The 14,108-nt window shown below is 71.6% G+C and carries 15 protein-coding genes; 12 read left to right on the forward strand and 3 right to left on the reverse strand.

Annotated elements, in window-relative coordinates; translation table 11 throughout:
• Window positions 1–236: 236 nt before the first annotated feature.
• Window positions 237–527: a hypothetical protein gene (locus tag E8M80_RS25945; RefSeq protein ID WP_170979362.1), complete on the forward strand. Its 291-nt coding sequence runs from the start codon at window positions 237–239 to the stop codon at window positions 525–527.
• Window positions 528–541: 14 nt separating this feature from the next.
• On the opposite strand, the gene E8M80_RS12075 is transcribed toward E8M80_RS25945, so the two are convergent.
• Entirely contained in the window at window positions 542–1,888 is a 1,347-nt protein-coding gene (locus E8M80_RS12075) for an amidase (RefSeq protein ID WP_137125954.1), read from the reverse strand.
• Between the two features lie 151 nt (window positions 1,889–2,039).
• Between E8M80_RS12075 and E8M80_RS12080 the strand changes: the two genes are divergently transcribed.
• Window positions 2,040–2,600, forward strand: a complete 561-nt coding sequence (locus E8M80_RS12080) for a hypothetical protein (RefSeq protein WP_137125955.1) — start codon at window positions 2,040–2,042, stop codon at window positions 2,598–2,600.
• Here E8M80_RS12080 and araD read toward each other — a convergent pair.
• The gene (araD, locus tag E8M80_RS12085) at window positions 2,594–4,321 is read right to left on the reverse strand and encodes an L-arabinonate dehydratase (protein WP_137125956.1); all 1,728 of its coding nucleotides are present in this window, start codon (window positions 4,319–4,321) and stop codon (window positions 2,594–2,596) included. The genes E8M80_RS12080 and araD overlap by 7 nt on opposite strands.
• Before the next feature lie 53 nt (window positions 4,322–4,374).
• On the opposite strand from araD, the gene E8M80_RS12090 reads away from it, so the two are divergent.
• The 5 genes from E8M80_RS12090 (at window position 4,375) to E8M80_RS12110 (ending at window position 8,952) form a co-directional block, all read left to right on the forward strand.
• Entirely contained in the window at window positions 4,375–5,088 is a 714-nt protein-coding gene (locus tag E8M80_RS12090; protein ID WP_137125957.1) for a GntR family transcriptional regulator, read from the forward strand.
• A gap of 146 nt (window positions 5,089–5,234) precedes the next feature.
• Window positions 5,235–6,236 carry a TRAP transporter substrate-binding protein gene (locus tag E8M80_RS12095; protein WP_137125958.1) on the forward strand — a complete coding sequence of 334 codons (1,002 nt, stop codon included), beginning with the start codon at window positions 5,235–5,237 and terminating at the stop codon, window positions 6,234–6,236.
• Complete coding sequence (locus tag E8M80_RS12100; RefSeq protein ID WP_137125959.1) at window positions 6,233–6,799, forward strand: TRAP transporter small permease; 567 nt, start codon at window positions 6,233–6,235, stop codon at window positions 6,797–6,799. The genes E8M80_RS12095 and E8M80_RS12100 overlap by 4 nt, the downstream gene beginning before the upstream one ends.
• A gap of 7 nt (window positions 6,800–6,806) precedes the next feature.
• On the forward strand, window positions 6,807–8,105 hold the full coding sequence (locus E8M80_RS12105; RefSeq protein ID WP_137125960.1) for a TRAP transporter large permease: 1,299 nt from the start codon (window positions 6,807–6,809) through the stop codon (window positions 8,103–8,105).
• A gap of 4 nt (window positions 8,106–8,109) precedes the next feature.
• Window positions 8,110–8,952, forward strand: a complete 843-nt coding sequence (locus E8M80_RS12110; RefSeq protein WP_137125961.1) for an NAD(P)-dependent oxidoreductase — start codon at window positions 8,110–8,112, stop codon at window positions 8,950–8,952.
• 47 nt (window positions 8,953–8,999) lie between these two features.
• Here the strand turns inward: E8M80_RS12110 and E8M80_RS12115 are convergent, their stop codons facing one another.
• Complete coding sequence (locus tag E8M80_RS12115; protein ID WP_137125962.1) at window positions 9,000–10,076, reverse strand: branched-chain amino acid aminotransferase; 1,077 nt, start codon at window positions 10,074–10,076, stop codon at window positions 9,000–9,002.
• Window positions 10,077–10,213: 137 nt separating this feature from the next.
• Between E8M80_RS12115 and E8M80_RS12120 the strand changes: the two genes are divergently transcribed.
• The 5 genes from E8M80_RS12120 (at window position 10,214) to E8M80_RS12135 (ending at window position 14,062) form a co-directional block, all read left to right on the forward strand.
• Window positions 10,214–10,765, forward strand: coding sequence for a MarR family winged helix-turn-helix transcriptional regulator (locus E8M80_RS12120; RefSeq protein ID WP_137125963.1), 552 nt, complete (start codon window positions 10,214–10,216; stop codon window positions 10,763–10,765).
• Between the two features lie 5 nt (window positions 10,766–10,770).
• Window positions 10,771–11,469, forward strand: coding sequence for a response regulator (locus E8M80_RS12125; RefSeq protein WP_137126189.1), 699 nt, complete (start codon window positions 10,771–10,773; stop codon window positions 11,467–11,469).
• A gap of 94 nt (window positions 11,470–11,563) precedes the next feature.
• Entirely contained in the window at window positions 11,564–12,895 is a 1,332-nt protein-coding gene (locus tag E8M80_RS12130) for an ATP-binding protein (RefSeq protein ID WP_137125964.1), read from the forward strand.
• Window positions 12,896–12,962: 67 nt separating this feature from the next.
• Entirely contained in the window at window positions 12,963–13,541 is a 579-nt protein-coding gene (locus tag E8M80_RS25950; protein WP_170979363.1) for a hypothetical protein, read from the forward strand.
• On the forward strand, window positions 13,538–14,062 hold the full coding sequence (locus E8M80_RS12135) for a dihydrofolate reductase family protein (RefSeq protein WP_170979364.1): 525 nt from the start codon (window positions 13,538–13,540) through the stop codon (window positions 14,060–14,062). Before E8M80_RS25950 ends, E8M80_RS12135 begins: the two co-directional genes overlap by 4 nt.
• The last annotated feature ends 46 nt before the right edge of the window (window positions 14,063–14,108 follow it).

Genomic DNA, 14,108 nt, shown 5'->3' on the forward strand with positions numbered 1-14,108 from the left:
GGCCGGCCGGCCGCCCTTCGTGCCGTCCGCCCGCGGCACCGCCCGCTCCAGCTCGGCGCGGAACATGGCAAAATCCACCAGCGCCCCGATCCGCTCGAGGTCATCGCCCTTGGCCGACAGCTCCCGCAGCCGCTCCTCCACATCGAAGAAACCCGGCTGCCGAACCATCGCCATCCCCCGCGCCAATCCGCGTCAGTGAATCAGCCGAACGGCTTCAGGGCGAGGGGTTTCTGGAGGTGTCCAGCTTCTGGGCTGGTCGCGCGCAGGCGGAAATCCAGGTCAACCTCCGCCTCTTCGACCGGACCGGGGCACAAGTCTATTCGCGCGTCTACACTGGCCAGGGGGAGGTTCCCTCCCTCCAGCTCGCGACCGGATCGAACGCGGTGATCGCGCTCCAGGGCGGGCTCGAGCGGCTCGTGCAGGCCGTGCTGGAGGACCGCGCCTTCGTTGCGGCGCTGCTGGCCACCGCGCCGGCCAGCGAGCCGACGCGCGTCCGGGCGCCGCGGGCCGGGCGTCCCGCCGCCTGACGGCCGCAGCCTTATTATGGCCCGAGCGCCGCCTCCACGGCCGCCGCCACCTGGAACAGCCGCGCATCGCCCATGTGCTCGCCGGTCAGCATCAGCCCGACCGGCGGCTCGCCTTCCGCCTGGCAGGGCAGGCTGATCGAGCAGCGGTCGAGGAAATTGCCGACGCTGGTGTTGCGCAGCAGCGCCATGTTGATGCGGTTGTACGCGGCCTCCTCCGCCACCTCGGCGAGGCGGGGCGGGACGATCGGGCAGGTCGGGCAGATCATGGCGTCGAAGGGTGCCGTGCGCGGCGCGACGGCGGCGACGATGCGGGCCCGGGCGTTCACCAGCTCAACGTAGTCGGCGGCCGACATGCGTTCGCCGCGCTGGATGCGCTTGAGGATGCGCGGGTCGAAGGCGTCGCCCTTCTCGGCCGCCAGGCGGTGGTGGATCGCCCAGGCCTCGCTCGCCGCGAAACCGCCGGCGGCGTTGGCGGCGGGGATCTCCTCCAGCTCCGGCAGGTCGAACTCGACGATATGCGCGCCGGCCGCGGACAGCCGCGTCAGCGTCCGGCCGAACACGGCGGCGACGGTGCCGTCCATGCCATCGGTCAGGTAGGTGCCGCGCGGCAGGCCGAGGCGGAGCCCCGCCAGCGGCAGCGGCGCCGGCGGCGCGACATCCTCGGCACCGGCCATGATGGCATCCACGATCGCGCAATCCGCGACGCTGCGCGCGAGCGGCCCGGCGGAATCGAGCGAGGGCGCCAGCGGCAGGATGCCCGCAATGGTGACCCGCCTGGCCGTCGGCTTCCAGCCGACCACGCCGCAGAGCGCGGCCGGGATTCGGCAGGACCCGCCGGTGTCGGTGCCGAGGCCCGCGAAGCCCATGCCGTCCGCCACCGCCACGCCGGCACCGGAGGATGATCCGCCCGGCAGCCGCCCCGTCGCGCGGTCCCACGGGCTCAACGGCGTACCGTGGTGCGGGTTCACGCCGAGGCCGGAGAAGGCGAACTCCACCATGTTGGTGCGGCCGAGGATCACGAAGCCCGCGCGGATCAGCCGCTGCACGGAAGGCGCGGTCGCCTTCGCCGGCGGCGCGTCCTTCAGCACGACCGACCCCGAGGTCGTGGTCACGCCGGCCTCGTCGTACAGGTCCTTGATGCTGATCGGGATGCCGGCATGGGCCGAGGGCGCGCGCCCCGCGGCGCGCAGCGCATCCATCGCCGCGGCCGAGGCGCGCGCGCTTGCGGCATGCACGGCGATGAAGGCGCGCGCGCCTTCGCCGGAAGGATCGGCCATGCGCGCCAGCGCGGCCTCGGTCAGGGCCGCGGCCGTCGTGTGGCCGTTGGCGAGGGCGGCAGCGGCTTGGGTGATCGTCTTCATCGGGCGCGGCTCCTGCGTGCGCCGTCATCTTCCTGCGTTGCCCCGCCACGCGGCAAGACGGGCGCGGTCCATTTCCGCGTGCGCGCTACGGGCGAGAGGAATAAAATGGGTGGCGTAGGCCGGCATACCGGCCACGAGGGAGGACAGGGCCATGTTCGACATCGAACGCTTCATCGCGGAGTGCCGCGACGCGATCGCTCAGGACCGGACGCACCGGTCGGTGCGCGAGGTCGTTGCCCGTGCCGTATCCGATCCTGGCGCCGTGCTTGCCGCGATCGGCGAGCCACGCCGCGCGGGGCTCTTTCCGATCTACCGATCGCCCGGCCTCACGATCCTGAATCTCGTCTGGGGTCCCTACATGACGCTGCTGCCGCACGACCACCGCATGTGGGCCGTGATCGGCATGTACACGGGCCGGGAAGACAACATCTTCTGGCGCCGCATTCCCGGGGGCGACGCGCACCACATCGAGGCCGCGGGCGCGAAATCGCTCGGCGTGCGCGACTGCGCGGTGCTCGGGCGCGACATCATCCATTCCGTAACGAACCCGATCCCTCGCCTGACCGGCGCGCTGCACGTCTATGGCGGCGATTTCTTCGGCGCCGAGCGCAGCGAGTGGGACCCCGAGACCCTGGATGAGCGCCCCTTCGACGTCGAGATGGCCGCGCGGCGCTTCGAGGCGTCGAACGCCGCGCTCGCGCCGGCTCAGTAGATGTCGGGCTCCGGGGTCGGCAGCGTGCCTTCGAGGAAGCGGAGGTCGCAGCCCTCGTCCGCCTGCGTGACGTAGTCGAGGTAGAGCGAGGTCCAGCCCCGCCCGTAGCGCCGCGCGGGCGGCGTCCAGGCGGCGCGGCGGCGCGCCATCTCGGCCTCCTCCACCAGCAGGTCGAGCCGGCGGCCCGCGACGTCGAGGCGGATCATGTCCCCGTCGCGCACGAAGGCGAGCGGCCCGCCGACATGGGATTCCGGGGCCACGTGCAGCACGCAGGTGCCGTAGGACGTGCCGGACATCCGCGCGTCGCTGATCCGCACCATGTCGCGCACGCCCTGCTTCAGCAGCTTCTGCGGCAGCGGCAGCATGCCCCATTCCGGCATGCCGGGGCCGCCCTGCGGCCCGGCCTGCTTGAGCACCAGCACGCTGTCCGCCGTGACGTCGAGGTCCGGGTCGTCGAGCCGCTTCTTGAGGTCGGCGTAGTCTTCGAACACCACCGCCGGGCCGGTGTGCTGCAGCAGGCGCTGCTCGGACGCGCTGGTCTTGATGACCGCGCCCTGCGGCGCGAGCGAGCCGCGCAACACGGCAAGCCCGCCCTCGGCCTGCAGCGGCCTGTCGATCGGCAGGATCACGCTGTCGTCGAAGACCTCGGCGCCGCCAATGTCCTCGCCGATCGTGCGCCCCGTGACGGTGCGGGCGGACAGATCCAGGAAGTCGCGGATCCGGTTCAGGAAGGCGCGCGCGCCGCCGGCGTAGAAGAAATCCTCCATCAGGTATTCGCCGGCGTTGGGGCGCAGGTTCGCCACCAGCGGCACGCGGCGCGACAGCGCGTCGAAGCGCTCGAGGTCAAGCATGACGCCCGCGCGTCGCGCCATGGCGATCAGGTGCGGGATGGCGTTGGTCGATCCGCCGAAGGCCATTGCCGCCGTCACCGCGTTGTCCACGCTGCCCTCGGTGATGAGCGACTGGGGCGTCGCGTCCTCCCACACCATCTCGACGATGCGACGCCCTGTCTCGGTCGCCATGCGCGGATGCGCGGAATCCGCCGCGGGGATCGAGGATGCGCCGGGCAGGGTGAAGCCCAGCGCCTCGACCGCCAGCATCATCGTGGCCGCGGTGCCGGCGGTCATGCAGGTGCCGAAGGACCGCGCGATGCCGCCCTCCATGTCCTTCCACTGCGCGGGCGTGATGTTCCCCGCGCGCAGTTCCGCATGATACTTCCAGACGTCCGAGCCCGAGCCGAGTGTCTTGCCGCGCCAGTTGCCCCGCAGCATCGGCCCGGCGGGCACGAAAATGCTGGGCAGGCCGGAGCTGATCGCGCCCATCATCAACCCCGGCGGCGTCTTGTCGCAGCCGCCGAGCAGCACGAGCCCGTCGCAGGGATGGCTGCGCGCGAGCTCCTCGGTCTCCATCGCCAGCAGGTTGCGATAGAGCATCGAGGTTGGCTTCTGGTACTGCTCGGTCACCGGATGAGCGGGCAGTTCCACCGGGAAGCCGCCCGCCTGCCAGACGCCGCGCTTCACTTCCTCCGCCCGCGTGCGGAAGTGGAAGTGGCAGGGGCTGAGCTCCGACCAAGTGTTGATGATGCCGATTACCGGCTTGCCGCGGAAGTCGCTCTCGGCATAGCCCGCCTGCAGCATGCGCGACCGGTGGCCGAAGGCGCGCAGGTCGTCCACGCCGAACCAGCGGTGGCTGCGCAGTTCCTCGGGGCGCTTGCGGGGCATGGCTTCCTCCTCGTGCTTCCGCCGGAGGCTGCCAACTGCTATGGCAGATGTCCATGGCCGCCGAGACAGCCCGCACGCCACTTGCGCCGCTGGCCGAGGAGGACACGCTCTCCCTCGGCGAACGCGCCTATCGGCGCCTGCGCGAATCCATCGTGCAGGGCGCGCTGCCGGCCGGGCGCCGGATCTCGGAACGCAGCCTGGCGCAGGAACTCGGAATTTCCGCGCAACCCGTGCGCGAAGCGCTGCGTCGCCTGGAACAGGACGGCATGGTGGTCACGCTGCCGCGCCGCGGCACCGTGGTGGCGGAGATGGGGCCGGCGCAGCTCGCCGAGCTCGGCCGGATCCGGGCGGCGCTGGAAGGCGTCGCCGCCGCGCTGGCGGCCGAGCGGCTGGACGCGGGTGACCTGGCGGCCCTAGGCGCCATCGTCGCGCGCATGACCTGCGGGACGGCAGCCGCCGACACCGAGACGCTGGACGAGGCGAACGAGGAATTCCACGCCCTGGTCCATCGCGCGACGGGAAACCTGTTCCTGATCCGCTCGCTGGCCTCGCTGCGCGCCTACGACCACCTCGGCCGGCACCGCGCGGTCGGCAGCACGCCGCGCGACCTGCCCAAGGCGCTGGCCGAGCACCAGGGCATCCTCTCCGCATTGCGCAAGCGTGACCCGGCGCTCGCGGAGGCGCGGATGCGCGGGCACATCCTGCGTTCGCTCGTCACCAACGGGGTGCTGCCGCCGCCGCCGCGCGGCAGCGCAGCGAAGCGGTAAGCGCTCGCATGGCGGGCGCCAGCCGTGGCAGGCTGCCCCGTGCCCGTTGACGGCCAGCCCGCGGACGGTCAACCTGCCATCTGCTATTGCAGTCATAGTCACCCGAGAGGCGGCCCACCGCCCGACCCCCCCAGGAGGAGATGTCCATGACCCACCGGACCAGGCGGCCCCGCCGCTTCCTTGCCGCGGCGCTCGCCGCGGTGTCGCTCGGCGCGCTCGGCCTGGCCGCCGCGCCGGCCGCCGCCCAGGAATGGCGCGGCTGGAACATCCATGCCGCCGACTACCCGAACGGGCAGGGCATGGACGCCTTCACCCGAATGGTCGCGGAACGCACCAACAACCGCATCCGGATGCGGACCTTCCACTCGGCGCAGCTCGGCCAGCAGGACGAGGCGATCCAGCAGATGCGCCTGGGCACCATCGACTTCGCCAACTTCAACCTCTCGCCCTTCAACAACCTGGCGCCGTCCACCAACGTGGTCACGCTGCCCTTCCTGTTCCGCAACGTGGCCCACATGCAGGCCGCGATCGACGGCCCGGCCGGCGAGGCGATCGCCCGCGACCTCGAGAACATCGGCATCATCGCGCTGTCCTGGTACGACGCCGGCGCGCGCAGCCTCTACACGGTCCGCCCCGTCCGCACGCCGGCCGACGTGCGCGGCATGAAGATCCGCGTGCAGACCTCGGACCTCTGGATCGACCTGATGCGCGCGATGGGCGCCAACCCGACGCCGCTGCCCTTCGGCGAGGTCTTCACGTCGCTGCAGTCCGGCGTGATCGACGGTGCCGAGAACAACTGGCCGTCCTATGAAAGCACCCGGCACTTCGAGGTCGCGCGCTACTACACGACCACCGAGCATTCCAACGTGCCGGAGGTGCTGGCCGTCTCCCGCCAGCGCTGGCAGCGCCTGAACGAGGCCGACCGCGCCATCCTGCGCGACGCGGCGCGCGAATCCGCCGTGCTGCAGCGGCGCGCCTGGGCGGAGCGTGAGCGCGTCTCCCGCGACCGCGTGGTCGCCGCCGGCGTCACGGTCATCGAGATCACCGACCGCGCCCCCTGGGCCGCACTGATGGAGCCGGTCTACGCGAAGTACGCCGCCGATGCGCGCTTGGCCGCCCTGGTGCGCCAGATCCGCGAGATGCCGTGACGGCAGCGGACCACGCGGCACCGCGGGACAAGAACGAGCCCGCGGCGCTGCGCGCCTTCTCCCGCGCGCTCGGCTGGCTGTCTGCGGTGACCATCGCGCTGGCCGGCGTGGCGCTGGTGGGTCTCGTGGCGATGATGGGCTGGCTGGTCTTCGGTCGCTACGTGCTGAACGACACACCCACCTGGATCGAGCGGGGCGCGACGCTCGCCATCCTCGCCATCGCGATGCCGGTGGCCGCGGTCGGCGTGCGGGAACGCTTCCATCTCAGCGTCCTCGGCGTGCGGGAAGCGCTGCCGCCGTGGATGCAGCGCTGGGTCGCGTTGCTGTGCGACATCCTGATGGGCGCCTTCGGCGCTGGCATGGCCTGGTGGTCGTGGGAGCTCGTCGGCACCGTCGCGAACTTCAGGATCCCGCTGCTCGGCATCAGCCAGGGCTGGACCTATGCGCCGATGGTGGCCGGCGGCGCGCTGATGGTGCTCTACGCGATCGAGCAGGTGCTGCACGACATCTTCTCCGCGACGCCGCCGGAGAAGCGCGGCGCCGCGGCCGCCTTCCTGGAGTGAGCCGCACGTGGAACCCGGCCTGCTGATCATCTTCTCGGTCTTTGCCGCCGGCATCGTCGCCGGCGTGCCGGTGGCCTTCTGCCTCGGCATCGCGGCCGTCGCGGGCTTCCTGTGGGAAGGGCTCAACCCCGCCGTCGCCTTCCAGCAGATGGCGAGCGGCATGAGCATCTTCTCCCTGCTCGCCATCCCGTTCTTCATCTTCGCCGGGGAGATCATGCTCCATGGCGGCATCGCGCGCCGGCTCGTGGCGCTGGCGGGGGCGAGCGTCGGCTGGATGCGCGGCGGGCTCGGCATGGTGGACGTCTCCACCTCGATGCTGTTCGGTGGCATCTCGGGCTCCGCCGTCGCGGACACGTCGGCCACCGGCACGATCCTGATCCCGGCGATGAAGGCCAAGGGCTACGGCGTCGACTACGCGGTGGGCCTGACGGTCACCAGCAGCATCGCCGGCATCCTGATCCCGCCGAGCCACAACATGATCCTCTATTCGCTGGCGGCCGGCGGCGGCATCTCGGTCAGCGCGCTGTTCATCGCGGGCATCGTGCCGGGCATCATGATGTGCCTGTTCCTGGCCGTCGCCGCCTATGTCATGGCGGTGCGCCGGGGCTATCCGGCGGATGGCTGGAAGGGCTTCCGCCACCTGGCCTGGACCTTCGTCGATGCGCTGCCCGGCCTGCTGACCGCGGTGATCATCCTGGGCGGCGTGCTGTCGGGCGTCTTCACTGTGACCGAGAGCGCGGCCTTCGGCACCATATGGGCGCTGCTGGTGACGCTGCTCGTCTACCGCGCGCTGTCCTGGGTGGACTTCGTCATCGCGGTCAAGGCCAGCGTGCGCACCACCTCGGTCGTTTTCCTGCTGGTCGGCACCGCGACCGCCTTCGCCTGGCTGCTCGCGATGTACCGGCTGCCCGACATCCTGACCGAGGGCATGCTCGCCATCAGCAGCAACCCGGTCGTCATCCTGCTGATGATCAACGTCTGCCTGCTGCTGCTCGGCGCCGTGATGGACATGGCGGCCCTGATCCTCATCACCACGCCGATCTTCCTGCCCGTCGTGATCGCCATCGGCATGGATCCCGTGCAGTTCGGCATGGTGATGATGATGAACCTGGGGCTGGGGCTGACCACGCCGCCGGTCGGCGCCGTGCTGTTCGTCGGCTGCGCCATCGGCAAGATCCGGATGGAAGAGGTGATGCGCACCATTTGGCCGTTCTGGGGCGCCATCCTGGTCGCGCTGCTGCTCACCACCTACTGGCCGGCAATCTCGCTCACCCTGCCGCGCCTGCTCCTCGGCTACGGAGGCTGACGCCATGACCGCTCCCTCGAAGCCCGTGCTGCTCACGGGCGCCTCCGGCAATCTCGGCCGGCACCTTACCGTCGCGCTCGCGCAGAAGGGCTGGCGGCTGCGGCTGACCGACATCGCCCCATTTCCCGACCCGCTGCCGGCGGGCGCATCCTTCGTGAAGGCGGACCTGAACGACGGCGTGGCGCTGCTGCGCCAGGCGGAGGGCTGCGCCGCGATCCTGCATTTCGGCGGCATCAGCGTGGAGCGCCCCTTCGAGGAGGTGCTCGGGCCGAACATCCGTGGCCTCTATCACGTGTATGAGGCGGCGCGGCGGGAGGGGGCGCGCGTCGTCTTCGCCAGCTCCAACCACTCGATCGGCTTCCACGAGCGGCCGGAGGGCAACAACGAGCGGCTCGACCTCGACTGCGCCTTCCGCCCCGATGGCCATTACGGCCTGTCCAAGGCCTATGGCGAGCTGATGGGCCGGATGTACTGGGACAAGCACGGGATCGAGAACGTCAACCTGCGCATCGGCTCCTGCTTCCCGAAGCCGATCGACCGCCGGATGCTCTCGACCTGGCTGTCCTACGGGGACCTGACGCGACTGATCGAGCGCTGCGTGCTCGCCGATCGCGCCGGCCATGCCGTGATCTGGGCGTGTTCCGACAACCCGGCCTCCTACTGGGCGCGCGACCATCGCGACCGCATCGGCTGGGCGCCGCAAGACAGCGCCGAGCCCTGGCGGCCCGAGGTGGGCGGCATCACCGCCGACCCGGTGACCGAGCGCTACCAGGGCGGCGGCTACACCGCGATAGAGTATTCGCGGACCACGCCGTCCCCGCGCGACGCCTTCTCGATCGAGGACTGACATCCGGCGCCGGGCACGACACGCCGCCCGGACGTCCGGCGGCGCGGTCAGGCGGCGAGCGGCACCACCGATGTCCAGCCATGCGGGTCATTCGTCCGCCCGTACTGGATGCCGACGATCGCGTCGTAGAGCCGCTGGGTCAGTTCGCCGGTCTCGCCGCCGTTGATCAGCACGTCCTCGCCCTTGTAGCCGAGCGTGCCGACCGGCGAGACGACCGCGGCCGTCCCCGTGCCCCACATCTCGCGGAGCGTTCCGTCCCGGCCCGCGGCCATCACCTCCTCGATGGCGATCGGCCGTTCGGTCACGGTCAGCCCCCAGTCGCGCATGAGCTGGATGGTCGAGGCGCGCGTCACGCCATCGAGGATCGTGCCCGCCAGCGGCGGCGTGATCACTTCGTCGCCGATCCGCACCATGATGTTCATGGTGCCGACCTCGTCCAGGTAGCGGCGCTCGACGCCGTCCAGGTACAGCACCTGGGTGTAGCCCGCCGCCGCGGCGTCCTGCTGGCCGGCGAGCGACTGCGCGTAGTTCGCCGCGGTCTTGGCCTCCCCCGTGCCGCCGCGCACGGCCCGCACGTGGCTGTCCGAGGCCAGGATCCGCACCGGCTTCACGCCTTCCCTGTAGTAGGAGCCGACCGGCGAGAGGATGAGGAAATAGAGGTAGCTGTGCGCCGGATGCACGCCGAGCATCACGTCGGTCGCGATGATCGTCGGCCGGAGATACAGCGAGGTGCCGGCCTTGCGCGGCACCCAGTCCGCATCCACCGCGACCAGCGCGTCGAAGGAGGCGCGGATCACGTCCACCGGCAGCGACGGCATGCACATGATGCGCGCCGAGCGGTCGAAGCGCTGCGCGTGCCGGTCGGCGCGGAACAGCCGGATCCGCCCGTCCTCGCCGCGGAAGGCCTTGAGCCCGTCGAAGATCGCCTGGCCGTAGTGCAGCACCGAGGTCGCGGGATCGAGGCTGAGCGGTCCGTAGGGCTCGATCCGCGGATTGAACCAGCCCTTTCCCTCCTCGTAGTTCATGAGGAACATGTGGTCCGTCATGACCTTGCCGAAGGCGAGCGAATCATCGGCCGGCTTCTGCTTCGGCGCGGTGGTGCGTGTGATGGGGAACTGGCCCATGCGGCGTGTCCTTCCGGGTTTCTTCTGCGCCCGTGCGGCGATCGTCACGAAAGAATGTTGCTTCAACGAGCCATAAGTTAGAATGACACGTCGGATGCGTCAATGATACTGACCCAAGAGGAGGTCGATCCCGCGACATGCCAGCCAAGATCAGCGCGCAGACCGCCGAGGCGCCGGAGCGCAGCCCGCTGCCGGCCGGGCGCAACCTGCTCTTTCTCCGGGAAGAGGAGCTGCGCCTCGCGCAGGACCTGCTGTTCTTCGGCTACCGCGACTTCACCGCCGGCGCCGACGAGATCCTGGCCGAGCTCGGCATGGGCCGCGCGCATCATCGCGTGCTGCATTTCGTCGGCCGCCGGCCCGGCATCACCGTGGGCGACCTGCTCGGCATCCTCGCCATCACGAAGCAGAGCCTCGGCCGCGTGCTGCAGCCGCTGGTCGAGGAAGGCTACGTGACGCAGACGCCCGGCCGGAACGACCGGCGCCAGCGCCTGCTGGCGCTCACGGACAAGGGCGCCGACCTCGAGCGCCGGCTCTTCGAGCGGCAGCGCGAGACCGTGATGCGCGCCTACCGCGAGGCCGGCCCCGCGGCGGTGGAAGGCTTCCGCCGCGTCATGCGCGGCCTGATGGGGGAGCAGGCGACCGCGGCCCTCGAGCAGCTGGAAGGCCCCGCGCCCGGAGCGCACCGATGAACAGCATGGCCGACACGGCCCATCTCCTCGTCGTCGACGACGACGCGCGGCTGCGCGCCCTGCTGCAGCGCTACCTGACCGAGCAGGGCTTCCGCGTGACCGCGGCCCCGGATGCCGAGGCCGCGCGCCGCGCGATCGGCGCCATGACCTTCGACCTCATGGTGCTCGACGTCATGATGCCGGGTGAATCCGGCCTCGCGCTCGCGGAAGCCCTGCGCGGCCAGGGCAACGAGGTGCCGATCCTCATGCTCACCGCGCGCGGCGCGCCGGAGGACCGGATCGCCGGCTTCGAGCACGGCGTGGACGACTACCTGGCCAAGCCCTTCGACCCGCGGGAACTGGCGCTGCGCATCCGCACCATCCTGCGCCGTGCCGCGCCCGCGCCGGCGCAGCCGCTCGCCACGGCGCCGGTGCAGCTCGGACTGCGCTGGTTCGACACCGAGCGCGCGGAACTGCGGGGGCCCGACGGCGTGGTGCGCCTGACGGGCGGCGAGGCGGCGCTGCTGCAGGCCCTCGCCCGCCGCGCCGGCGAGGTGCTGAGCCGCGAGGATATCGGCGAGGCGCTCGGCACGCCCGAGGCCGGCGAGCGTGCCATCGACGTGCAGGTGACGCGCCTGCGCCGCAAGATCGAGGCGGACCCGCGGGAGCCGCGCTTCATCCAGACGGTGCGGCACCGCGGCTACGTGCTGAGGCCGGGGTCGTGAGCGCGGCCAGCCGCAGGTGGGGAGAGGCAAATTTCCGCCCCCCGTCGACCTTGCTCGGAACGCCGGGGGCGGGCCACCCTGCCGTGGTCGTCCCATGATGGTGGCGCTGCGCCGCCTCGTGCCGCGTGGGCTGCTCGGGCGTGCGCTGCTCATCATCCTGGTGCCGCTGGTGGTCGTGCAGGTGGTGGCGCTTTTCCTGTTCTATGGCAGCCACCTCGACGTCATCTCGCGCCGGCTTGCCGCCGGCGTCGCGGGCGACGTGGCGATGGTGGTCGAGCTGCTCGCGCGCAATCCCCGGCAGGAGGACCGCGGCTGGATCTTCCGCGAGGCCGCGTGGCGTCTCGACCTCTCCCTCGCGCTCGAGGCGCAGGCGACGCTCGGACCCTCGGCGAATCGCGGCGCCTCGCTGCCGCTGCTGCCGCTCGAGGAAGACTTGGCCGCGGCGATGCGCGAACGCGTCGGGCTGCCGTTCGACACCGACTGGCAGTCCGACCCGCGCAGCGTGATCATCCGCGTGCAGTTGCCCGACGGCGTGCTGCACGTGGAGGCGGCGCGCAAGCGGCTGTTCAGCGGCACGCTCTACCTGTTCGTCATCTGGGTGGTCGGCTCCTCGCTCCTGGTCTTCGTCGTGGCTGGCCTGTTCATGAAGAACCAGGTTCGCGCCGTCCGCCGCCTGGCCGAGGCGGCGGACGCCTTCGGCCGCGGCCGCGACATCGGCCCCATGAAGCCCGAGGGCGCGGCCGAGGCGCGGCAGGCGGCGATCGCGTTCAACGCCATGCAGGGCCGCATCCGCCGCTTCGTCGAAAGCCGGACGGAAATGCTGGCCGGCATCAGCCACGACCTGCGCACGCCGCTGACGCGGCTCCGCCTCGGCCTCGCGATGCTGCCCGAGGCGGCGCATGAGGACGCGCAGGGCATGACCCAGGACGTGGAGGAGATGGAGCGGCTGATCGCCGCCTACCTCGCCTTCGCGCGTGGGGAGGGGCTCGAGCAGGCGCAGCCGACCGACCTCGTGGACCTGGTGGGCGAGGTCGCCGCCAAGGCACGGCGCGATGGCGCGCAGGTGGATGTCGCGGCGGAATCGCAGTCGCTCGTGATGCCGCTGCGCGCCGATGCGCTCCGACGGTGCCTTGGGAACCTTCTCGACAATGCGCGGCGCCATGCCCGGCGGATCGCGGTCGGCGTCGCCCGCGTGCCGCGCGGGGAGGCGGGCGCCTGGGCGCAGGTGACCGTGGACGACGACGGCCCCGGCCTCGCGCCCGAGAAGCGCGAGGAAGCGTTCCGCCCCTTCGCGACCTTCTCCGCGGGCGGCACGGGGCTCGGCCTGGCCATCGCCCGCGACATCGCGCGCGCACATGGCGGCGACATCGTGCTGGAGGCGAGCCCGCTCGGCGGGCTCAGGGCGCGGGTGAGGTTGCCTGTCTAGGGCAGCGCCCGGCCCGGCGGAGCCGCGCGCGGTTACGCCGGGCCGGGCGCTGCCCTAGGATGACCGCATGACTTGGCGCCCCACCGTCCGGAGCCTCCTGAAGCCGCCGCTGCTGCTGGTCGCCTTCCTCTGGGTCGTGCTGGAGGAGACGATCTGGACCTGGGCCGAGGCGCTCGGCGCGCTGTTCGCGCGCATTCCCGTCTTCGCGGCGCTGGAGCGCCTGATCCTGCGGCTGGATGCGCGGGCCGTGCTGCTGTTCTTCGCGGCGCCGATCGTCGCGCTGTTTCCGCTCAAGCTCGCCGCGCTCTGGCTCGTCGGCAACGGCCATTGGCTCGGTGGCGTCGCCCTGCTGCTGGGGGCGAAGACGGCGGGCACGGCGTTCTCGGCAAGGCTCTACGTGGTCGCCCTGCCGAAGCTGATGGAAATCCGCGCCTTTGCCTGGGCACGCGGCCATGTCCTCGCGCTGCTGGCGCGTGCGCACGCCTTCCTCGACGCCAGCCCGGCATGGCAGACCGCCCGGCGCGCCGCGGCGCGCGCGAAGGCTGCGGCGCGGGCCGTTGCGGCGGCGCTGCGCGCACGCGTGGCGGGACCATCGCTGCTTGGCCGGGTGCGGGCCGTGCGCGCGCAGTGGCGCCGCCGGGCGTGACCGGATTGTTGCGACTCTATGCCGCCGTCTCGCTCGACGGCTGCCTGGCCGACCGGCAGGGCGGCGTGGACTGGCTCACGCGCTTCGAGGCCGCGGACTACGGCCTGGCCGGATTCCTCGCCGGCATCGGCAGTGTCCTGACCGGGCGCACGACCTATGACCAGGCGCGCGGCTTCGGCGACTGGCCCTATGCCGGCAAGCGCGTGGTGGTGCTGACGCACCGCCCCCTGGACCCCGACCCGCCGCCGGGGGTGGAAGCGGCCGCGGGGGATGTCGGTGCCGTTGTCGCCCGGCTGCGCGCGGAGACGCCAGGCGACATATGGCTGCTCGGCGGTGCCGCCGTGGCGCAGGACTGCCTTGCGCGCGGGATCGTCGATACGATCGATCTTTTCGTCATGCCGGTGACGCTGGGCGCCGGCATCCGCCTGTTTGCGGCGGCAGGGACACCGCGCGACTGGCGGCTGGATGCGGCGCGACCCTATCCGAACGGCGTCGTCGCGCTCGGCTACCGGCGCGGCTGAGGGCTCAGGCCGCGCGCATGAAGATTTCACCTTCGTGCCCCTTATG

It is taken from the genome of Roseomonas sp. HF4 (assembly GCF_005222755.1).
In the GTDB taxonomy this organism is placed as follows: Bacteria; Pseudomonadota; Alphaproteobacteria; order Acetobacterales; family Acetobacteraceae; genus Neoroseomonas.

Coding starts and splice junctions, on each gene's coding strand:
- E8M80_RS12125 (WP_137126189.1), top strand. CDS start 10,771: ATGGCCGACACGGCCCATCTCCTCGTCGTCGACGACGACGCGCGGCTG.
- E8M80_RS12080 (WP_137125955.1), top strand. CDS start 2,040: ATGTTCGACATCGAACGCTTCATCGCGGAGTGCCGCGACGCGATCGCT.
- E8M80_RS12130 (WP_137125964.1), top strand. CDS start 11,564: ATGATGGTGGCGCTGCGCCGCCTCGTGCCGCGTGGGCTGCTCGGGCGT.
- araD (WP_137125956.1), bottom strand. CDS start 4,321: ATGCCCCGCAAGCGCCCCGAGGAACTGCGCAGCCACCGCTGGTTCGGC.
- E8M80_RS12110 (WP_137125961.1), top strand. CDS start 8,110: ATGACCGCTCCCTCGAAGCCCGTGCTGCTCACGGGCGCCTCCGGCAAT.
- E8M80_RS12120 (WP_137125963.1), top strand. CDS start 10,214: ATGCCAGCCAAGATCAGCGCGCAGACCGCCGAGGCGCCGGAGCGCAGC.
- E8M80_RS25950 (WP_170979363.1), top strand. CDS start 12,963: ATGACTTGGCGCCCCACCGTCCGGAGCCTCCTGAAGCCGCCGCTGCTG.
- E8M80_RS12090 (WP_137125957.1), top strand. CDS start 4,375: ATGGCCGCCGAGACAGCCCGCACGCCACTTGCGCCGCTGGCCGAGGAG.
- E8M80_RS12095 (WP_137125958.1), top strand. CDS start 5,235: ATGACCCACCGGACCAGGCGGCCCCGCCGCTTCCTTGCCGCGGCGCTC.
- E8M80_RS12075 (WP_137125954.1), bottom strand. CDS start 1,888: ATGAAGACGATCACCCAAGCCGCTGCCGCCCTCGCCAACGGCCACACG.
- E8M80_RS12115 (WP_137125962.1), bottom strand. CDS start 10,076: ATGGGCCAGTTCCCCATCACACGCACCACCGCGCCGAAGCAGAAGCCG.